General features: G+C 54.6%; 17 protein-coding genes. 13 read left to right on the top strand and 4 right to left on the bottom strand.

The genetic code is table 11. From position 1 onward, the window contains the following. Positions 1-228 precede the first annotated feature (228 nt). From ACT3TY_RS10980 to ACT3TY_RS10950, 7 genes are all read left to right on the top strand, one after another. Positions 229-1,998, top strand: a complete 1,770-nt coding sequence (locus ACT3TY_RS10980; RefSeq protein ID WP_172117279.1) for an SLC13 family permease — start codon at positions 229-231, stop codon at positions 1,996-1,998. A 121-nt stretch (positions 1,999-2,119) separates the two neighbouring features. Then, positions 2,120-2,785 (top strand): alpha/beta hydrolase, encoded by a 666-nt coding sequence (locus ACT3TY_RS10975; RefSeq protein ID WP_172117278.1) that lies wholly within the window; start codon positions 2,120-2,122, stop codon positions 2,783-2,785. Positions 2,786-2,853: 68 nt separating this feature from the next. Next, positions 2,854-3,540 carry an NADH-quinone oxidoreductase subunit K gene (locus ACT3TY_RS10970; RefSeq protein ID WP_193054525.1) on the top strand — a complete coding sequence of 229 codons (687 nt, stop codon included), beginning with the start codon at positions 2,854-2,856 and terminating at the stop codon, positions 3,538-3,540. Further along, positions 3,537-5,027: a complex I subunit 5 family protein gene (locus ACT3TY_RS10965; RefSeq protein ID WP_444622255.1), complete on the top strand. Its 1,491-nt coding sequence runs from the start codon at positions 3,537-3,539 to the stop codon at positions 5,025-5,027. The genes ACT3TY_RS10970 and ACT3TY_RS10965 overlap by 4 nt, the downstream gene beginning before the upstream one ends. Next, the gene (locus tag ACT3TY_RS10960; RefSeq protein WP_444628195.1) at positions 5,024-6,526 is read left to right on the top strand and encodes a complex I subunit 5 family protein; all 1,503 of its coding nucleotides are present in this window, start codon (positions 5,024-5,026) and stop codon (positions 6,524-6,526) included. Before ACT3TY_RS10965 ends, ACT3TY_RS10960 begins: the two co-directional genes overlap by 4 nt. Continuing rightward, complete coding sequence (locus tag ACT3TY_RS10955) at positions 6,526-8,298, top strand: proton-conducting transporter transmembrane domain-containing protein (protein ID WP_444628194.1); 1,773 nt, start codon at positions 6,526-6,528, stop codon at positions 8,296-8,298. The genes ACT3TY_RS10960 and ACT3TY_RS10955 overlap by 1 nt, the downstream gene beginning before the upstream one ends. After that, complete coding sequence (locus tag ACT3TY_RS10950) at positions 8,295-9,290, top strand: YihY/virulence factor BrkB family protein (protein ID WP_172117273.1); 996 nt, start codon at positions 8,295-8,297, stop codon at positions 9,288-9,290. Before ACT3TY_RS10955 ends, ACT3TY_RS10950 begins: the two co-directional genes overlap by 4 nt. A 77-nt stretch (positions 9,291-9,367) precedes the next feature. Here ACT3TY_RS10950 and ACT3TY_RS10945 read toward each other — a convergent pair whose 3' ends face one another. Beyond that, positions 9,368-10,777: a PhoH family protein gene (locus ACT3TY_RS10945; protein WP_172117272.1), complete on the bottom strand. Its 1,410-nt coding sequence runs from the start codon at positions 10,775-10,777 to the stop codon at positions 9,368-9,370. Positions 10,778-10,980: 203 nt separating this feature from the next. Then, positions 10,981-11,850, bottom strand: coding sequence for a LysR family transcriptional regulator (locus ACT3TY_RS10940; RefSeq protein ID WP_444628192.1), 870 nt, complete (start codon positions 11,848-11,850; stop codon positions 10,981-10,983). Positions 11,851-11,972: 122 nt separating this feature from the next. Between ACT3TY_RS10940 and ACT3TY_RS10935 the strand changes: the two genes are divergently transcribed. Beyond that, positions 11,973-12,839 carry a cation diffusion facilitator family transporter gene (locus ACT3TY_RS10935; protein ID WP_441678845.1) on the top strand — a complete coding sequence of 289 codons (867 nt, stop codon included), beginning with the start codon at positions 11,973-11,975 and terminating at the stop codon, positions 12,837-12,839. A 98-nt stretch (positions 12,840-12,937) separates the two neighbouring features. On the opposite strand, the gene ACT3TY_RS10930 is transcribed toward ACT3TY_RS10935, so the two are convergent. Beyond that, positions 12,938-13,123, bottom strand: coding sequence for a DUF3008 family protein (locus tag ACT3TY_RS10930; RefSeq protein WP_087109712.1), 186 nt, complete (start codon positions 13,121-13,123; stop codon positions 12,938-12,940). Positions 13,124-13,247: 124 nt separating this feature from the next. Here ACT3TY_RS10930 and ybaK point away from each other — a divergent pair, with 124 nt between their 5' ends. The 3 genes from ybaK (at position 13,248) to ACT3TY_RS10915 (ending at position 16,137) form a co-directional block, all read left to right on the top strand. Then, positions 13,248-13,715, top strand: coding sequence for a Cys-tRNA(Pro) deacylase (gene ybaK / locus ACT3TY_RS10925; protein WP_441678847.1), 468 nt, complete (start codon positions 13,248-13,250; stop codon positions 13,713-13,715). A gap of 104 nt (positions 13,716-13,819) precedes the next feature. Continuing rightward, the gene (dbpA, locus tag ACT3TY_RS10920; RefSeq protein ID WP_444628191.1) at positions 13,820-15,217 is read left to right on the top strand and encodes an ATP-dependent RNA helicase DbpA; all 1,398 of its coding nucleotides are present in this window, start codon (positions 13,820-13,822) and stop codon (positions 15,215-15,217) included. Between the two features lie 62 nt (positions 15,218-15,279). Further along, positions 15,280-16,137 (top strand): PA4780 family RIO1-like protein kinase, encoded by an 858-nt coding sequence (locus ACT3TY_RS10915; RefSeq protein ID WP_444628189.1) that lies wholly within the window; start codon positions 15,280-15,282, stop codon positions 16,135-16,137. Positions 16,138-16,227: 90 nt separating this feature from the next. Here the strand turns inward: ACT3TY_RS10915 and tkt are convergent, their stop codons facing one another. Next, on the bottom strand, positions 16,228-18,222 hold the full coding sequence (gene tkt, locus ACT3TY_RS10910; protein ID WP_444628187.1) for a transketolase: 1,995 nt from the start codon (positions 18,220-18,222) through the stop codon (positions 16,228-16,230). A gap of 483 nt (positions 18,223-18,705) precedes the next feature. Between tkt and ACT3TY_RS10905 the strand changes: the two genes are divergently transcribed. Together ACT3TY_RS10905 and ACT3TY_RS10900 are read left to right on the top strand one after the other, a co-directional pair. Continuing rightward, complete coding sequence (locus ACT3TY_RS10905) at positions 18,706-19,179, top strand: RpiB/LacA/LacB family sugar-phosphate isomerase (protein WP_193054755.1); 474 nt, start codon at positions 18,706-18,708, stop codon at positions 19,177-19,179. A 106-nt stretch (positions 19,180-19,285) separates the two neighbouring features. After that, entirely contained in the window at positions 19,286-21,016 is a 1,731-nt protein-coding gene (locus ACT3TY_RS10900; RefSeq protein ID WP_444628185.1) for a dihydroxyacetone kinase family protein, read from the top strand. The last annotated feature ends 88 nt before the right edge of the window (positions 21,017-21,104 follow it).

Here is a 21,104-nt window from a genome sequence, read left to right as displayed (position 1 = left end):
GGCGCTTATTTATTCTCAAGGGCTTGAGATAGGAAGACCCCACCGAAGCGGTAATGCTGTTCGGTCATCGGCAAACCTTAACCGAACAGCATTACGCTCACGAGCGGGGGTTTTTGTGTGTGAATTTTCTTATTCTATTTTGGTATTTAAATGTTTCTAAAAATAACTTTTTAGAATATGTGGTTGAGGTCACAATAGCGCATTACTTTTTGTTAGGAATGTCGCGTTATGACACTGGATGCATGGATTGCGATAGCGGTGGTTGCCACCATCTTCCCGCTAATGACCGTCTCGAGGTTAGGGCCCGACATCATTTTGCTTGGCGCTGTCATTGTACTGATGACCCTGGGTGTTATTGAGCCAGCTCAGGCGTTAAGCGGCTTTTCCAACAGTGGGCTGTTTACGGTCGCTTTTATGTACGTGCTGGTGGCTAGCATCCGTGAAACGGGCGGTATCGATCTTATTATTCGCTATGTATTGGGGCGCCCTAAAACTGAGCGGGGGGCTTTGGTGCGGTTACTGTTACCGGTGGCCTCTTTAAGTGCTTTTTTAAATAACACCCCTGTAGTGGCTACCTATATACCGGCGGTTATGAGCTGGAGTCGGCGGCTGCGACGCTCCCCCCAGCGGCTGCTGATGCCGTTAAGCTTCGCCTCCATTCTTGGCGGTACGATTACCTTGTTTGGCAGCAGCACCAACCTGGTGGTGTATGGGCTGCTGACGGAGCGTTATCCCAATGTGACCATGGGCCTGTTTGACCTTGCCTGGGTGGGTGTGCCGGTCGCCGTGGTAGGACTTGCCTATCTGGTGATTCTTGGGCCGCGCCTGTTACCTGCTCGCGAGGGGTTGGCCAATGCGTTCGCTAACCCGCGTGAATTTACCATTGAGATGGAGATTGATCGGGAAGGCGTTCTGGTTAATCGAACGGTGGAGGAGGCCGGGCTGCGCCACTTGCAAGAGCTGTTTCTGGTTGAGATCGAGCGTGACGGTAACGTTGTGAGTGTTGTGGGGCCTGGTGAGCAGTTAAAGGGTGGCGACCGGTTGGTGTTTGTGGGCACCAGCGATGCCGCTGTCGAACTACAGCAAATTCGTGGATTAATACCCTCGCATGATCATACCTCCAGCCTGGAAAAAGAGTTCAAAGAGCGCCGCTTGGTCGAAGCCGTAGTGTCGAACCAGTGCCAGTTCATTGGCCAGCGCATTCGAGACGGCCGCTTTAGGACGCTTTATGGTGCGGCCGTACTGGCTATCTGCCGAGGCGGTGAGCGTGTCACCGGCAATCTGGGGCAGGTACGCCTGCAGCCCGCTGATGTGCTGCTACTGGAAGCGCGTCCTCCATTTATTGAACGCCACCGTCAGTCAAAAGATTTTCTCTTGATCAGTGAGCTAAACGGCTCTGCGCGGCCTGTTCATGAAAAAGCGCCGCTCGCCTGGGGGATTCTGCTGGGGGCAGTATTGCTGGCTGCATTCGGCGTTTTGAGCATGTTAAATGCCGCGATGCTGGGCGCTGCACTGGCGCTGTTAAGCGGCTGCTGTTCGGTTGAAGCTGCCCGGCGCGGGCTGGATAGCCAAGTGCTTTTGACGATTGCTGCCTCGTTTGGTGTGGGGGCTGCGCTGCAGAGTTCGGGCGCCGCAGATGCGATTGCCGGTGGCATACTGCATGTCGTAGGCAGTAACCCTTGGCTGCTCTTGATAGGTACGTACTGTGTTGTGGCGCTACTAACCGAGCTTGTCACTAATAACGGTGCGGCGGTGATCATTTTTCCGGTCGTCATGGCCGCCGCCGAGAGCCTTGGCGTAAGCTCAATGCCTTACGTGATTGCAATAATGTTTGCTGCTTCGGCCAGCTTTTTAACGCCTATTGGCTATCAAACCAACTTAATGGTGTATGGCCCCGGCGGTTATCGTATTAGTGATTTTATGCGCGTAGGCGGTGGCCTAAACGTGCTAACCGGGGCCATCGCACTCATATTGATTCCTCATGTGTGGCCCTTTTAAGCGTAATCACTCGCTGTGAATGCCGGTTTACGTTAGGGTCTGTTAATGTTTCATCGCCGCTTGCGCTAAGCGTTCAAGCGCCCTAATCGCGTGCTTTTTCAATTAAGTAAGGATAAATATCATGACGGACCCAGGCGAACTGATTATTGAACCGAAAAACGGTCAACCTGCCGATGCCTGTGTGTTTATCATTCATGGCTTAGGTGCCGATGGGCATGACTTCGAGCCTCTGGTGCCCGCGCTTAACCTTCCTGAAGATGCCCACGTACGGTTTATTATGCCGCACGCGCCACGGCTGCCGGTGACCGTTAACGGCGGCATGGTGATGCCCGCCTGGTACGACATTCTGGCGATGGACCTCGGGCGCCGTGTTGATGAAGTACAGCTGAAATGCTCTGCCAAGCGTATTCAGGCGCTGATACAGGAACAGATTGATCACGGTATCGATAGCCAGCGGATTATCGTGGCAGGGTTCTCTCAGGGGGGCGCGGTGGCTTATCAGGCGGCGTTATCTTTTCCGTTGCCGTTAGGTGGGTTGCTGGCAATGTCGACCTACTTTGCCACGGCAGACAGTATCGAATTGAGTGATGCCAACAAGGCAATTCCGATTGAGGTGCATCACGGTAATATGGACCCTATCGTGGCAGAGAGTTTGGGACGGGCTGGGTTTGAGCGCTTAAAAGCCCAAGGCTACACCGCCAACTATCGCCAGTATCCTATGGCTCACGCACTTTGCCCTCAGCAAGTGGGCGATATTGGTCAGTGGTTGAGCACTCTTCTGAAGTAATCCTTACATCGACAAGTGATCAAAAGATAGGCAAAGTAATTTGTCTATAAGCCGCTGCAAGGATAGCAATGGCAGTAATCTCGTCTGTCGACCTCATCGAGGCTGTATTAGCGCTGTGTCTTTTGATAGCAGCGCTGATTTGCCTATTTGACCGCCATTTGGTGCGTGCGTGTCGCGCCTTTTTTGCCTTTACGCTCACAATGGCGCTTGCCTGGCTAACCCTGGGGATGCCCTGGTTAGCGGCTGTCGAAGGGCTATTGGGCACGGTATTAACCGTCGCCTGCTTTTTTTACGCGTTAGGTATCTTTCCCTCAAGCGCTTCTAAATTACCCCGTTACGATCATTTTGAGCCGCCACTAACGCATAGAGTCACGCGCATTGTGTTAGCGCTTGCCTGGTGTTTGATGGTCGGAGTTGCCATTTTCCTTGTGCTACCTGAAATGGCTTACTCGCCTGCAAAGCACCCTCTGGTGTTGGCCGGAGTGGCGGTGGTGGCCACAGCAATGGGCGCTTTTGCCTGGCAGCGCCACTTATTGCGCCGTTTGCTTGCCTTTAACGTACTGGGGTCGGGTGTGTTTCTGCTCTTGGCCGGGGTCGCAGGCGCAATTCCCCAAGGGCAGGCGCTGGTTATAGTGGGCCTGGTGATCGCCTGGCTCGGATCACTGCTGGGGGCATTAGTGATCCGAAAGCTTTACCAGCTTGAAGGGCAAGAGGCCCTGTTAGAGGATGACGGGCGTGAGGAGAAGGCTAAATGATAGAGCGATTTGGCCTGACAGACAGTACATTCGAGCCGCTTTTAACTAGCCATTGGGCATTGGCTGCCGCCGTGTGTTTGCCGCTTGTTTTCGGTGGGCTAGCCGCACTCTGGCCACCTAAGCGAATGTGGCCTATCGCGTTGGCATGCGTTCCTGTATTGGCCGCCGGGCTATCGTTATTGATCGACTACCAGCAAGTAGGGCTACTGCACTGGGGCTGGGAAACCTGGGGAATTAATGTTGCGCTGCGCTTAAACGGGGTAAGCGTGCTGATGTTACTGTTAACGCAGTGGCTGGCAGCGGCAGCGGCGCTTTATACCCCAGGCTCGCTGCGGCTTTCGGCACCCGAACCGTTGGCCCGTTGGATATGGCCGTTGATGGGCGTTATGGTCAGCGCGCTTTCGTTGATTTGGCTGGCCACTGACTTGATCACGCTCTACCTTGCGCTGGAGGCCATGGGGTTGGCTGCGGTAGGCATGCTGCTGCTTTCAGGTAAGGCCGCGGCGTTGTTGGCCGGTATGCGGTATCTGTTGCTTACGCTGGTGGGGTCGCTTGCCTATTTACTGGGCGTCGCGCTGCTGTTGGGCACTTGGGGGCGGCTTGATTTGGTCGGGCTTGCGCAGGTTATTGAGCCAGGGCCGATTGTCTGGATCGCAGCGGCGCTAATAGGGGCGGGGCTTGCCTTGAAAGCTGCTCTCTTTCCGCTTCATGCTTGGCTTTCTCCGGTGCATTCCAGCGCCTGGACGCCTGTGAGCGTATTGCATGCTGGGCTGGTGGTTAAAGCATCGCTATTCGTGCTGCTTCAGCTGTGGAGTCTTTTATTACCGGACACCTTTTGGGCGCCGCGATTAATCGCTTGGCTGGGCATGTTGGCCATTATATGGGGTGGCTTAATTGCCTGGCGTGCTGAAACGCTCAAAACAGTGGTGGCTTCATCAACCGTGGCGCAGTTGGGCTACTTGATGGTGGTGTTCCCCTTATTGCTAGGCCCCAATGTAGCATCAGTGGTAAAGGCGCTGGCGTGGGAAGGGTTCTGGTTGCAGTTAATAGGCCATGCGCTAGCGAAAGCCGCGATGTTTTTAGCCGCCGGTAATTTGATAATGGCCACCGGTGAAACGACCCTAAAGGGGCTTGCTGGCACCAGCCGCCGCCTACCGCTTTCACTGTTGGTTTTTGGAATTGCGTCGGTAACTTTAATGGGGCTGCCACCAAGTGCGGGCTTTACGGCTAAATGGCTGCTCCTGCAAGCCATGGTGCTCTCCCACCAGTGGCTGGCAGTGGCAGTATTGCTTATAGGTACACTGTTAACCGCCGCCTATATTTTTCGCTTTTTCCGCTATTCGTTCCTGGAGGAGGCCCCGCGCCACCGTTTTCAGCCGCTTGCTCCGGGTATGGATGCGATTGCGCTTTGCTTAGCCATGGCTGCGTTAGCGTTAGGGCTTTTAGCGCACTTTCCGCTTGAGCTTCTTCATGGAGATAACGCATGAATGTCGCTTGGCTACCCTTGACTGCGTTGGCCGCATCGCTACTGGCTGCGGTGATTATTTTTGTACTGCCTGAAGCATCCAGATGGATGCGTACCCGTATCAACCTGCTGGCGGCGGTCATCAAAATCAGCCTGGTGGCGCTAATGGTAACGCTCGTAGCACGTGGCGAGGAGGCCGTGTTCAGCTTTCAGGTGGTCGGTAATATCGACTTTGTACTGCGTGCTGACGCGTTGGGCGTCATGTTTGCTGGGCTCTCGTCGCTCTTATGGCTATGCACCACGATTTACGCCATTGGTTATCTGGAAGGAACCGCAAACCGTAAACGCTTTTTTGGGTTTTTTAGCTTATGTGTTGCCAGTACGCTGGGTATTGCGCTGGCCGGTAACTTGTTTACCTTTCTGATTTTCTACGAAATGCTGACGCTATCCACCTATCCGCTGGTGGTCCATTCGGGCACTGATAAAGCCTTAAATGCCGGGCGAATTTATCTACGTTACACCCTGACCGCAGGCGTAGTACTGCTGTTGGGTACGGTGCTTTTATATAGTTTAACGGGCGACCATTCGTTCGCCTCCGAGCGCGGTCTAGGAGGCTACTTAGTAGACCACCGCAGCCTGCTAACGTTTATATTTGCGCTTCTGGTGGGTGGGTTTGCCGTTAAGGCTGCCATGGTGCCGCTGCATGGTTGGCTGCCCAGGGCCATGGTCGCACCGGCACCGGTAAGCGCACTATTGCACGCAGTCGCGGTGGTAAAAGCCGGTGCCTTTGGCATTTTGCGAATTATTTACGACTTGTATGGCATTGAGCTAAGCGTAGAGCTTGGGGTTACGACGGTGTTAGCAGTGGCGGCCTCGGTCACCATTATATACGGCTCAATACGCGCCATCGCGCAGCAGGAGTTAAAGCCGCGACTGGCCTTTTCAACCATCAGCCAAGTGTCGTATATCGTGCTTGGGGTTAGCCTGGTGGGTCCTTTTGGCACCATTGGCGCGCTTGCTCACCTACTGCACCAAGGGATCATGAAGGTAACGCTATTTTTCTGTGCGGGTATTTATGCAGAAGAGCTGGGCATCCACCGCATTGATGAGATGGATGGAGCGGGTAAGCGTATGCCACTCACTAGCCTGGCCTTTACAGTGGGCGCCTTTGGCATGATTGGTCTACCGCCTGTGGCCGGATTTATCACTAAATGGTATTTGGGAATTGGCGCCATTCAGGCCGACATGTATTGGGTTGTCGCCGTGCTGGTGTCAAGCAGTGCGCTAAATGCCCTCTATTTTCTGCCGATCGTGCATCGTCTTTGGTTTCGTGTTGGGCCTGCTCATGGCAATGGGAGTTGGCCAAAAGATCAGCGTCTTGGGCGTTTGGAAACTCACGGCTGGCTGCTCTGGCCTGCTGTGTTTACCGCCGTTCTCAGTATCGCTGCTGGCGCACTTGCCGGGTTGCCGTTTAGCCCACTGGATTGGGCAACGCGTGTAGCCGAGGGGGAGTACCTGTAATGATAACGCTACTCTTGGTGATAACACTTTGCTGGCCGGTCTGCGTGTCGTTGATGGGCGTATGGAAGGCTTATCGTACACCCGCTGCTCAGCGCCGCTACTTCTCGTGGGTCTGGCTCAGTGCGGCATGGCCAGCGCTACTGTTGGCGTATATGGGGGAAGCCCAGTGGGTGATAGATGCCTGGATGCTGGGCGGGCACTGGTCGCTTAACGCACTGAGCCGCCCTTGGCTTGCTTTCACCGCGCTGCTTTGGTGTTTTGCAGCGATTCATGCGCGTGGATATTTTGCCAAGGAGCAGGCCAGCGCCCAAGCGGGCGACAGTGCCGCTGAGCGCCGGTTGTTGCGCCTGGCTCTGTTATGGCCATTAACGTTTGTCGGTAACGTACTTCTGATTATTGCCCAGGATATCGCCACTTTTTACCTGGGCTTTGCGCTGATGACATTTGCCGCCTATGGCCTGGTCGTACATAACGGTACGCCGGATGCGAAGCTGGGTGCGAGGGCCTATTTGATTCTCGCGGTGGTCGGCGAAGGATTGATTCTAGGAGGTTTGCTGTGGGCGGCCGGTAGTGCGGAAACCGTACTGCTGGCAGGCGTACGTGAGGGGATCGCCACGGCTGAGTATGGTGCCTTAATGGCGTGCTTGCTATGGCTTGGGCTGGGCGTGAAGGCTGGCGTTATCGGCTTACACGTGTGGCTACCGCTTGCGCATCCGGCGGCCCCCGCTCCGGCCAGCGCGGTGCTAAGCGGCGCGATGATCAAGGCCGGGCTGCTTGGCTGGATCTACGTATTACCCCTGGGGGAAACCTCGCTTTCCGGTGCGCTCACCCGGCTTGGCGATATCATGGTGGTCGCTGGTTTGGCCGCTGCCTTTGGCGCGGCGCTGTATGGGGTGTGGCAGAGGCATCCCAAGGCCGTATTAGCTTACTCCAGCATCAGCCAAATGGGCATGCTGACCGCCATGGTCGCTATGGGATTGGCAGCGCCCGAGGTGTGGCCCTTGTTGCTGCCGGGCGTGGTCCTCTTTGCGGCTCACCACGCGCTGGCCAAAGGCGCGCTATTTATGGGGACCAGTGTTAGTGAGCATTTACCTCGGTGGCCGTTGGCGCTTGTCTGGGTGCTGCTGGCGCTGCCTGCCTTGTCGCTTACCGGCGCCTTTGGCGCTGGGCTCGTCAGCAAGTGGGGCGTCAAAAACGCGCTGTATGAGATGCATCATGAGCAACTGGTCGCGTTGTTAACCTGGGCGGCAATTGGCACCTCTGCGTTGGTGAGTGTCAGTCTCTGGCGGCAGTGGCAGCAGCGCAGCACCGGTGGCAGCCATCCTGGTCAGTGGGGTGCCTGGCTTGCTGCATTAACGGCCGCTCTTGTGACGCCGATATGGCTACCGCTTCCTCAAGGGAGTGCGGAAATCCCCCCGTTGAAAGAGTGGTTTAGCCTGATGTGGCCACTGCCCGTAGGCATCGTGTTAACGTGGGCGGGGTGGTGGTTAACGCGCCATTGGCGTATACGCCCCCTGCCTGCAGGCGACTTATGGTGGCCTTATGCGTGGCTCGTTCAAAATGCCTTGGTAGGGGTTCGCTCTGCTGGGCAGTGGTGTGGCGATGTTAAAGCAGCGTCTGTGGGTATTGCTCTGGCCATTGAAAAGCGGATGATGGCGCGCTTAACTCAACTAACGGCTATGGAAAGCTGGATGCGCCACCATACGAGCGGCTTGATGATGGCGTTAGCCATTGTTTTGGCACTGTTATTAATCTGGGAAGGGTCGCCATGAGCCACGAGAGTTCACAGAACCACCGAGGGAGACGTGCCAAAAAGCCCGATGAGATTCCACGTTATGGGTGGTTTGATGTTGTATGGCGGGTGTTGCGCGCCGCTAAGCGTGACCGCCTTACCATGTTGGCGGCTGGTGTCGCGTTTTACGCTTTGCTGGCACTATTTCCTACCATTGCAGCGGTAATATCGCTGTGGGGATTGCTGTTTGATCCGGTGGAAGCAGGGCGGCAGCTTTATGAACTAAGCCGTTTTATGCCCCCGGATGCGGCAAGCCTTATTGATCAGCAAACCCAGACAGTGGTTGAGAGTGCCGAATCTGGCAACGTAATGGCGGTGCTTTTAGGGCTGTTGGTCGCCATGTATATCGCTTCCAAAAGCGTGGGAGTGCTCGTGGTAGGGCTGAATGTGGTTTATGGCGAAAAGGAGCGGCGTAACTTCTTTCTTCGCGGTGTTGTGTTGGTGCTACTGACGTTTGGCCTGATTGGCATGACGCTGGTATCGCTTGGCTTTATTGCGATTGTGCCTGTGTTGGTCGATGCCTTAGCGGTGGATGATCCTTTCGATCAAGTATTTAAGTGGCTGCGTTGGCCTGCCTTGTTGATCATCATGAGCTTTTTAATTGCCCTGCTGTACCGGTTTGCGCCTTATCGGCGTGCCGCACAATGGCGCTGGTTAAGCTATGGCACGCTGCTGGCGACCACTTTATGGTTACTTGGGTCAGGCGGGCTTTCACTTTATGTCCGCTACTTTTCAAGCTTCAGTGAGCTTTATGGGTCATTGGGCGCCGTGGTTGTACTGATGATGTGGTTTTGGCTGTCTGCGTTTGTGGTACTGCTAGGTGCAGAAGTGAACAGTGAAATGGAGCGCCAGACCTATAAAGACACCACTATTGGTGAAGAGCGCCCATTAGGTGAGCGCGAAGCCTTTGCCGCCGATACGCTGGGGGTTGAGAACCCTTGGAACGGCGATAAAGAAAAAAACCGCCAGTAGCGAGCTGGCGGTTTTACCGTACGTTTACGTATTAGGCGGTTACCCTCGCGGTAAAAGCCCTTTTTAGAACAGCCTTTTTACAAAAGCTCTTCAGCCGCCAGCGCCAGGCGCGAACGCTCAACGCTTTTGAGGGTAATATGCCCGGCGTGTGGCCAGTCACGGAAGCGCTCAACCACGGCCGCCATGCCGCAGGTATTGGCGGTTAGATAGGGCGTATCGATTTGCCCCACGTTGCCTAAACAGACAATTTTGGTATTACGCCCGGCACGGGTAACCAGTGATTTAAGCTGTTTGGGTGTAAAGTTTTGTGCCTCGTCGATAATCAAAAAGGTGTCGTTTAAGGTGCGCCCTCGCATAAAGCCTGGCGAGCGAATCTGTACGCGTGAGCCAATCAGTTGCCGTGTTGCGCCATTATCCCAGGTCGACTCTCCTTCGTCATTGCGCAGCAGGTTATCCATATTGTCGTGGAAGGCACCCATCCACGGCGACATCTTCTCCTCCTCGGTACCGGGCAAAAAACCAATGTCCTCGCCCATCGGAATAGGTGCGCGGGTAAACACGATGCGCTCAAACTGCTTGGCATCCAGGGTTTGCTGGAAAGCGGCGGCCAGCGTCATAAAGGTCTTACCCGTGCCCGCGTTACCGGCAATGGTGACCAGATCAATGTCCGGGTCCATCAGCAGGTTCAGGGTAAAGTTTTGACGGCTATCATGGGCGTGAACGCCCCACACTCCAGCGTGGTGGCGGTAGTTGGTCAACAGCTGTAACCGTGCTGATGAGGGCGACAGCTCACGAATAATGGCCTCAAACTCAGCGCCATTCTCGCTGTCGGAGACAAGCATTCCCAAGTGCCAGTGACGGGGCATGTCGCCACTTAATTGATAAAACGTTTGATGCTCCACCCGCTCAACGCTGACATCAACATTCAGCGCTTCCCAAAGCGCCCCGCCGTTGTGTCCCGCCGATGCGTATACTTGGGCACCCTCAATCATGGCATCGCTGTCTGAGAATGCCCGATCGTTAAAGTAATCCTCCACAGGGACTTTTAGCGCGGCCGCCTTTACGCGCAGGTTGATATCTTTGGTAATTAGAATGACCGAGGCATCGGGGCGCTCATCGCGTAGCCGACAGGTTTCCGCCAGAATACGGTTATCCTGACTGTCGTCCATCGAGTCGAAGGGCTTTAAATCGTTGAAGCAGAGAAAGTGCAGGCGTCCAGATTCGCCGCTAATACGTGGGATGGGGATGCCGCGTTGAATCTCGTCAAAAGTAACCTGGTTGGTAAGGTCAGAGAGCGTACGGCTAACTTGACGTGCCGTACGGGCAATCTCACGAATTCCGTTTTTATGCTTATCCAGTTCCTCAAGAACCGTCATGGGGATAACCACGTCATGCTCTTCAAAGTGGTAGAGCGCTGTGGGGTCATGGATTAGGACATTGGTGTCCAGGACATAAAGCCTTGTCGCTTTCTTATCGAGTCTTACCATCGGGCGATAGCTCCTTGGTTGACGGCAACATCGACACTGGCAGCTACATCTTACGCCTAGATGACACTTGCCTGTGTCGTTCCTCTGGCGTGTCTTTAAATCTCCTTGTGAGGCACTTTTTTATAGCGTGGAAGGATATTGCACTTTTTTCCACTGCTATATTTCACCGAAGTGACCACTCCTGCATTTCAGCGAAGTGACCACTACTGCGCATTGCCTAGAAAACGCGCCACTTTGTTAAGGAGTGCGGTGGCCACTACGCCCAGGTTTTCACTCTCTACATAGCGGTAATAGTGGCTTTCCAGGGCAAGGTCGTGATTCAGTGAGCAGAGCTGATCACTTTCCAATGCTTCTTTAACCAGCGGGTGAGGAAGTAGTGCCCATCCCGTGCCGTTTATTACCGCATCTCGGATCACCTCAAACATGGTGAAGCCCAGGTAGTTAGCGGAAAAAAGCGCTTCGCTGACCAGTTTGTCGTCCTGAATGTGGGTTAAGCAGACTTGCGTGTATTGGGCGAGATCATCGCGATTGACGCTGGGGAGCCGACTCAGTGGGTGCTGTGGAGAGGCCACTAAGCGCATACTCACAGGTGCCAGGTTGGCTGCGTGGGGGGCAACGCCTTTGGTGGTATAAAGCCCAAACGCAATATCGACAGTTTGGCGCAGAATAAACTGGCTGTGCTCCTGCGGTGGAACAAGATAAACCGATACCGCGGTCAGCGGGAACTGCTGCTTTAAATCGTGCATGACCTGGTGCCAGAACCGCTCAGGAAGCGCATCATCGCGGGCAATGCACAGCTGGTTTTCGACCCCTTGCAGATGTTGGTGGCAATGCTTTTTGATTCGGCTGGCGCTTGTCAGTAGCCGGTAACAGTCGGGGAGTACGCTTTCACCTACGGCAGTTAGTGTCAGGCTATTTCCCGAGCGTTCAAACAGTGCCACCCCCAGGCTATCTTCCAGCGCATGGACCGCCGCACTTAGCGTACCGCGCTTTATACCTGACTGCCGCGCAGCGGCGGCAAATGAGCCGTGCTCAGTAACTTCAACAAATGCCTGGACTTGTTCAGCTCGCATACGGAGTCTCGTGGTTGAGTGCTATTTTTTTTAGCGCTGAGTGATTCGTTAAACGTTAGTACACCCTTTACCATGCAGCACGATTTCCTACAATCCTGCTAAATCAGAACGGAGTTTTCTGCGTGACCCCCTTTATTGCTGAGCGCCGTGCGCTAAGATTTTCAGCTATTTCAGCAAGCTTTTTTGCGCTGTCTGGCTTGGTCCTGGGATTAGCCAGTGGCTCTATCACGATTTTATTCGATAGCGGATATTCACTGTTAAGCCTTGTTCTGGCTTCGCTCTCACTGCTTGCGTTACAGCATGCCCGCAAACCCGCGGATGATCACTACCCCTTTGGGCGGCTAACGGTAGAGCCGCTAGCGGTGTTGCTCAAAGGCGTGGTGATTGCGCTGGTGTGTCTGTTCTCTTTAGTGTCAGCCATGTGGAGCCTGGCGCAGGGCGGACGCTTGGTGACACTTGATTTGGCCTTGTTATTTGGTGTCGCTAACGTGAGCGGCTGTTTGTTGACCTGGTGGTGGCTAAAGCGCTATGCCCGTATTGCTCGCTCCTCCTTATTGGCGGCTGAGCTGCGTCAGTGGCAAATGGATACCTGGTTAAGCGCGGCGGTAATGCTTGGTTTTGCACTTACCTGGGGACTCACGTTAACGCCCTGGGCAAGTTATGCGCGGTTGGCTGACCCGGTAATGGTGCTGGTCATTGCAGGCTACTTTTTACCCATGCCTATCCGCATGGTGCGTGGAGCGCTTCGCGAACTGATGTTTGGCGAACCCATGGGCAGCATTCGCCAGGACATGGTGGAAGAGATCGCCGAGTTTGATATCGCCAGTGACGATGTGCGCCTGGCACAGGTGGGCAGTTTTCTGATGGTGGATATCCAGCTCGACAAGCAACAGATCGATGATGCCGAAGAGATTGTGGAGAGCGTTGAGCAGCACTGCTTGCAGCGTAATTTGCGCCCCGTCACCAGCATTACCCTGGTGGCCACGTAAACCGGGGGAATAGCGCTGTAATTTTCGTTGGTGTTGATCATAACGCCTGCTTAATGAAGCGGGCGTTATGATGTAGAAGCGGAGCACTACAAGCGCAGTTAATCGCCTTTCTTCTCTGGTTTGCCTTTGCGCTCGGTGCTTGCCATCTCCTCAAGCTCTTCTTCGCTCATTGAGTCGTACATATCCTTGGAAGCATCATAAAGCTCACTGGGCTTGGTTTCTCCACGTTTGGCGGAAAGGGCAGCGCCTGCGGCTTTTTGCTGGGCTTTCGATGTAGCTGGCATAATTAAGGCTCCTTTCGGTTGACTTCCCTTTAGCGCTTACGCTATTTAGCGTAGCAGGCAGGAATAGGCTTTCCAGAGCGCGCCACGAGGGCTGCCCAACTTTACTAAACATCAAGAGAGCGTCATGACACCAGCCATTAATACGGCCAAAAAAGCGGGTATCCCGTTTGAAATTCGTGAATATCAGCACGATGTAGCGGCAGAGTCCTACGGCTTGGAAGCCGCTGAAAAACTGGGGGTGGCCGTCGAGCAAGTATTCAAGACCCTGGTAGTAACGCTGGACGGCAAGACGCTTGCCGTGGGGATCGTGCCAGTCACTCAGCAGTTGGGCCTAAAGCAGATTGCCAAGGCCGCTGGAGCTAAAAAAGCCGTCATGGGGGTACCTGCCGAGGTCGAGCGTGCCACTGGTTACGTGTTGGGTGGGGTAAGCCCCTTGGGGCAGAAAAAACGCCTGGCAACCTATATTGATGCGTCGGCTGCGGGCTTTGCCACTATTTTTGTCAGCGCCGGGCGGCGTGGGCTTGAGATTGAGCTGGCGCCCAATGACCTGGCAACCCTTTGCAAGGCTGAGCTTGCGCCACTGGCGGTATGAGATGCACGCAGGGGCAGGCACTTTCTGGTATGGTGCTTCACATTAAAGTGTATCCGTATTAGTTACCTCTTTACTGGCCGTTAAACGGCCCTGCAGGTTTTATTGTGTCAGACGTCTCCTTCTCGTCGCTCGCCTTACCGGCCACGCTGCTTACTAACCTTGAGTCGCTGGGTTATCACCAGATGACGCCTGTTCAGGCGCAAAGCCTGCCGCCCATGCTGGCCGGGCGGGATGTGCTGGCACAGGCCAAAACAGGCTCGGGCAAAACAGCGGCGTTTGGTTTGGCGCTACTCGCTGAACTACGGGTTGAAGTATTTTCTGTACAGGGGCTGGTACTTTGCCCTACTCGTGAGCTTGCTGATCAGGTAGCCGAAGAGCTGCGCCGTTTGGCGCGGGCCATGGCTAACGTTAAAGTATTAACACTGTGTGGCGGAGCGCCGTTTGGGCCACAGTTAGGCTCGCTTGAGCATGGCGCGCATATTGTTGTTGGTACCCCGGGGCGTATTGAAGAGCATCTGCGTAAAGGTTCGTTGACGCTGGGTTCGCTAAGCACACTTGTGCTGGATGAGGCGGATCGCATGCTCGATATGGGCTTTCAAGCATCATTGGATGCGATCATTGCGGAAACCCCGGCGGATCGCCAGACGCTGCTATTTAGCGCTACCTTCCCTGATGAACAGGAGTCCGGTGGCTTGGCGGCCATGACGCGCGGCGTCATGATGGATCCTGTCAGCGTTAAAGTGGCTGAGGTGCATGACGCCACTACCATTGATCAGCACTTCTATGAAGTGCCTAGTGAAGATGCCCGCTTTGGTGCGCTTAAACAGCTGTTGCTGGTCAACCGTCCGACGACCAGCGTGGTGTTTTGCAACACCAAGCGCGAAACCCAGACGGTAGCCGATAGCCTAGTGGATGCCGGTTTTAGCGCGGTAGCGCTGCACGGTGATTTAGAGCAAAAAGACCGTGATCGTATTTTGATACTCTTTGCCAACCAAAGTGCGTCAATCCTGGTGGCCACCGACGTGGCGGCACGTGGCCTGGATATTGCGCAATTGGATGCGGTGTTTAACTATCAAATTGCCCGTGAGCTAGAGGTCCATGTCCACCGCGTAGGGCGTACCGGGCGGGCTGGCGCCAGTGGCATTGCCTGTACGCTGGTAACCCCTCAAGAAACCTATCGCTTGGGGCGCTTGGCAGAGCTTCTGAGCGAGCAGCTCACTACGGAAGCGCTTCCTAAAGCCACACAAACAGCCCCCTTTGAACCTCCCATGGCGACGCTGCAATTAGCCGGTGGTAAAAAGGATAAACTGCGGCCAGGCGATATTTTGGGTGCCCTGACCAGCGAGGGCGGGCTGCGCGGTGATCAGGTCGGTAAAATTAAAGTGTTGGCCCGCAGTGCTTATGTCGCGGTTGAGCGCAGCGCTGTTCAAAAAGCTCAGGCCAAACTCGAACGTGACAAACTAAAAGGACGCGCCTTTCGTGTGCGTCGCATTCGCTACTGAGTGCCAGAAACTGTCCCTACTTCTAACTGTTTCTACTTCTATAGGAGCCATTGCAGCTAGCCATGAAAACACCCAAACGATTACAGCCCCTGGTCGATGACGGCCTGATCGATGAGGTGCTGACGCAGTTGATGAGCGGCAAGGAAGCACAGGTTTACGTGGTGCGCTGTGGCGAAGAGGTACGCTGTGCCAAGGTATTTAAAGAGGCTAAACAGCGCAGCTTTAAGCAGGCGGTACAGTACCAGGAAGGGCGTAAAGAGCGTAATAGCCGGCGTGCCCGGGCCATGGCGAAGAAGACCCGCTATGGTCAAAAAGAGCAGGAGCAAGCGTGGCTAACTGCGGAAGTAGACGCGCTCTATCGCCTTGCCGCAGCTGATGTACGCGTACCCAAGCCTTTCGGTTTTGTGGATGGTGTGCTGCTCATGGAGATGATTACCGATGCCGAGGGCACTGTTGCGCCACGCCTGGATGACGTAACACTGACCCACGAGCAGGCGCTGCGCTATCACGATAAAGTCATCAAGGATGTGGTGCGTATGCTCTGCGCTGGCCTGATCCACGGCGACTTGTCGGAATTTAACGTGCTGGTAGATGCCGAGGGGCCGGTCATTATTGACCTGCCCCAGGCCGTGGATGCTGCTGGTAACAATAGCGCGGCTGCCATGCTAGAGCGTGACGTTAATAATATGCGCGCCTACTTTGGCCACTATGCACCGGAACTGCTAAAGACCCACTATGGCAAAGAGATGTGGGCGCTTTATGAGGCAGGCGAGCTGCATCCAGAGAGTAAGTTGACCGGCCACTTCGACTTCGACACCCATATCGCCAAGGTCGATGAGTTGATGGAAGTGATCGATGACGCCAAAGAAGAAGAGGCTGAGCGTCAGGCGCGGATGCGCGATGACGAGGATGAAGATTAAGCTTATTGGTCGTCAGCGTGAATAATCAGAGCATGGCATTTTTGGTGATGCTAGCCATGCTCTGAGTAGAACGTCGTTCAGCTATTTTTCTTACCTGTTTAGCATTTCTTCTGCTGTGCCAAGAATATTCTCAACCGTAAAGCCGAAGTGCTTGAACAGCTCACCCGCAGGGGCGGACTCGCCGAACGTGGTCATGCCGATCACACGCCCGTCCAGACCCACATACTTGTACCAGTAGTCGGCATGTGAGGCTTCAACGGCAATACGCTTGGTGACCGCCCTGGGCAGGACGCTTTCCCGGTACTCGGCGTCCTGACCGTTGAAGCGGTAGGTCGACGGCATGGAGACCACGCGTACCGCTTTGCCTTGTGCTTCAAGCTCGGCGGCAGCGTCCATGGCCAGCCCCACTTCCGAACCGGTGGCGATCAGGATCAGCTCGGGTGTACCGTCGCTGTCTTTCAGCACATACCCGCCACGCTGAATGGAAGCCAGCTGGGCTTTGGTGCGGGCCTGGTGCGGCAGGTTCTGACGCGACAGGATCAGCGCCGTGGGGCCAGAGTGACGCTTGATGGCCGCATCCCAGGCCGCGGCGGTTTCCACGGCGTCACACGGGCGCCAGGTGTTCAGGTTCGGCGTCGTGCGCAGGCTGGTCAACTGCTCAATCGGCTGGTGGGTCGGACCATCTTCACCCAGGCCAATGGAGTCATGGGTAAATACGTAGATCGCCTGCTGACCCATTAATGCCGCCATGCGAACCGCGTTACGCATGTACTCCATGAAGATCAGGAAGGTTGCGCCGTACGGGACAAAACCACCGTGCAGGGCGATACCGTTCATTACCGCGCCCATGCCGAACTCACGTACGCCATAGTGCAGGTAGTTACCGCTGGCATCTTCCGGCGTAATCGCTTTGGCGCCCTTCCAGAAGGTCAGGTTGGACGGCGCAAGGTCCGCACTGCCGCCGAGCAGCTCCGGCATTTTCGGACCAATCACGTTAAGCGCTTCCAGCGACGCTTTACGGGTGGCGATGCTCTCGCCTTTTTCCTGGGCCTGCTCGATGAGGGCTTCGGTCGGTATTTCAGCCGGCAACTGGCCTTTCATGCGGCGCTTGAATTCCTGCGCCTCGGCCGGGAACGCCTCGGAATAGCGGGCAAAGCGCTTGTCCCATTCCTGCTGGCGGGTTTTACCTGCTTCACGCGCATCCCAGCCAGCGTACACGGGCTCGGGAATATGAAACGGCGCGTGGGGCCAGTCCAGCTGCTTGCGCGCCAGGGCAACTTCGTCTTCGCCCAGCGGCGCGCCGTGCGACTCTTCCTTGCCCTGCTTGTTGGGCGCACCGAAACCGATAACCGTTTTACAGATAATCAGGCTGGGCTTGTCATCGTTCTGTTTGGCAAGTGCAATGGCGGCCTGGATCTCTTCCGGCTTGTGACCATCGACATTGGGCACCACGTGCCAGCCGTAGGCTTCAAAGCGTTTGGCGGTATCGTCGGTAAACCAGCCTTCCACTTCCCCATCAATCGAGATGCCGTTGTCGTCGTAGAGCGCAATCAGCTTGCCCAACTGCTGAGTACCCGCCAGCGACGCCGCCTCATGGGAAATGCCTTCCATCAGGCAGCCATCACCCAAAAAGCACCAGGTGTGGTGATCGACAATGGTGTGGCCCGGACGGTTGAACTGCGCTGCCAGGGTTTTTTCGGCAATCGCAAAGCCGACGGCGTTGGCAAACCCCTGACCGAGCGGGCCGGTAGTGGTTTCGATGCCGGGCGCGTAGCCAAATTCCGGATGGCCGGCGGTGGGCGAGTGCAACTGACGGAAGTTCTGAAGTTGTTCCAGGCTTAACTCATAGCCGCTTAAGTGCAGCAAAGAGTAGAGCAGCATTGAGCCGTGGCCATTGGACAGCACGAACCGGTCACGATCGGCCCATTTTGGGTCTTCGGGGTTGTGCTTGAGGTGATCATTCCACAGCACCTCGGCGATATCAGCCATGCCCATGGGGGCGCCAGGGTGGCCGGACTTGGCCTTCTGAACAGCATCCATGGAAAGGGCGCGAATGGCATTGGCGAGGGCAGAGCGATTTTTCATAAGAATCATGCCTTGGTCTTGTTGATTAAATGACACTGCAAGCTATAAGGCGCTACGAGATTAATGACGCCAGGTCCTGTTAGTCGATGTCAACAGCCGAACGCCATCTGCCAGCGAGTGTTCGCTTGTCATTTTTGCTATTTTTAAAATGAACAGTCTGTGATCAAATGATTGGGCAGTTAAGGGTCTTTCGTCAAGCATGGTGACGGAGTTTTTGGATGGATGGTTACTATACAAAAGTATAAGTATTATACTTCTACAGCTTTTTTGGCTAATAATTTATATTATTCAATCGCTTGCCATAATTATGTTTTATCTCTTTTGTATAAGCGCTGACATATACTTTATGTTCTTATGATCAAGCTGTTTACAAATGATCATCTGGTGGTAGATTGAAGGCACCAGTAGGCGGCTGGATAGAGTGTCTGAATATTTGTTGCTATCGGTCGCTGTGCTTCTATTGCTTGTGCGGAGAGAACCAAAATGTCTAATAAAACGCCTACTCTCAGAGTCGCGATTGGTGGTGATGAGGCTGCTTACGGCTTAAAGGAAATGCTGATTAGCCATGTTCGTGAGCTAGGCTTCGAGGTTGAAGATTTTGGCACGTTTAATGCTGAGCCGGTGCTATATCCTGACGTCGCATTTGAGGTAGCAACGGCCATTAAGGAAGGGCGTTTTGATCGTGGAGTACTGGTTTGTGGGACAGGTATTGGAGTAGCTATTTCTGCTAATAAAGTGCCTGGTATACGGGCTGCTCAAACGCATGATGTTTATTCGGCCGCTAAAGCTCAAACCAGTAACAACGCACAAATCGTGACCCTCGGGGCGAGAGTTGTGGGGCCAGAATTAGCCAAGCTAATTGTCTCCACATTTTTGAGTAATCATTTTTCTGGTGGTGCTTCCGAGTTAAAAATAGCAAAAATTGATGAGTACGAGTCTCGATTAACAACCCGCTAAGCATAAGTTGATGAGATGGCGAGACTGATTAATAGCCAGAAATTAACAATAACACCACTATGCAAGCTGTGATGACGCCGTATGTCTTCACTCCGGAGGTATAATAATGACACGCCTGTTTAATGATCCGAGTGATTTTCCTGAAGAAGCGCGCTTAGGATTAGTGGCTGCTAATCGCGATAAGTTGATGGCCGTACCCGGTGGTGTTGTGCGCAGTACGCGCAGTGAACCCGGTACGGTAGCCGTTGTAATTGGGGGGGGGGGCGGCCACTACCCCACGTTTGCTGGTTTGGTTGGGCAGGGGTTAGCGCATGGCGCCGTCATGGGGAATCTGTTCTGTTCTCCTTCCTCTCAGCAGGTTTACTCAGTGGCTAAAGCAGCCCATAACGGTGGAGGTGTGCTGCTTTCGTTTGGCAACTATGCGGGTGATGTACTGCATTTTGGTGAGGCACGAGAGCGCCTCATTGCCGAGGGCATTCCTTGTGAAATCGTGCTGGTGACTGATGATGTAGCTAGTGCACCGCTAGAAGAGATAGATAAGCGTCGTGGCATTGCGGGGGACTTAACCGTTTTTAAGGCCGCTGCTGCCGCTGCTGAAAACGGCTTGTCGCTTGAAGAAGTCGTCGTGGTGGCGAAAGAGGCAAACCGTTGCACGCGCTCTTTTGGTGTTGCCTTTGAGGGATGCACGCTGCCGGGAGCGGATGATTCCCTTTTCCATGTGCCTGAGGGGAGGATGGCTATTGGGTTGGGGATTCATGGTGAGCCTGGTATTAGTGAGGCTGATGTTCCCACCGCCGATGAACTGGCAGAAATGCTCGTTAATCGATTGCTGCAAGAGGTTCCTGAAGGTATTGCAGTCAGCGGAGCCCGCGTGGCCGTGGTACTTAATGGGTTGGGTACCGTAAAGTACGAAGAGCTATTTGTTATTTATCGCAAAGTCGATGAGCTATTGCAGAGTGTAGGCATACATATTGTAGAGCCGGATGTGGGTGAGCTGGTGACTAGCCTGGACATGGCGGGGGTTTCACTGACATTTTTCTGGCTTGATCAACAAATGGAGCCGCTTTGGACCGCTGCAGCTGATGCGCCTGGCTATCGAAAAGGCAGTGTCAAGCCCGCTGAGGCGTTAGACCCGGCTGAGGTAGAGGTCGTGGTGCAGGATACTATTCCTGAGGCCAGCGAGTCTTCTCGTAAGTTAGCGCGGGGCGTTATCGAGTCGCTGGAGGTCCTTGCCAATACCGTGAACAGCCATTGCGATTTATTGGGTCAGATTGATGCCGTCGCGGGTGACGGCGATCATGGCATCGGTATGCAGCGTGGTAGTAAAGCTGCGCTAGAAGGTGCTAACGAGGCTTTTAATAAGGGTGCAGGCGCGCAAACAGTGCTGCAATGGGCAGGGCAGCGCTGGTCAGATAAAGCGGGCGGTACATCAGGGGCTATCTGGCGGGTGATTTTGAAAGCAATGGGAGAGTCGCTAGGTAATGATAGGCCGCTCTCTGGCCAGCGCCTTGCGGCAGGTGTGATAAGTGCGCGTGATCAGGTAATGGCGTTTGGTAAGGCGGAGTTGGGTGATAAGACGCTCGTTGATGTGCTGGTCCCATTTGCCGATGCTTTATCCAAAGAGGTTGAGAAGAGCGGTGGGCTGGTGGCTTGCTGGGAAGTTGCCGCACGCGCTGCTAGCAAAGCGGCTGACGAAACGGCGAAACTGTTACCCCGAGTGGGGCGGGCACGCCCGTTGGCAGAAAAAAGTCTGGGCACGCGTGATGCAGGGGCTGTTTCGCTCGCGCTGATCATTCAAGCGCTTATCCCTGTATTGAAAAAGTGTGAGCCTAGCTGACATTATACGTTCTCGTGCGAGGTGCTCTTAAGTAGGAGCGCCTCGTTTTTAAGTACGTGCCATGCTTTTAAACAATTCCCGGATGCTG

The sequence above is a fragment of the Halomonas sp. AOP22-C1-8 genome, assembly GCF_052378905.1.
Taxonomy (GTDB): Bacteria; Pseudomonadota; Gammaproteobacteria; order Pseudomonadales; family Halomonadaceae; genus Vreelandella; species Vreelandella citrativorans.
This window is presented reverse-complemented; position numbering and strand designations above follow the sequence as displayed.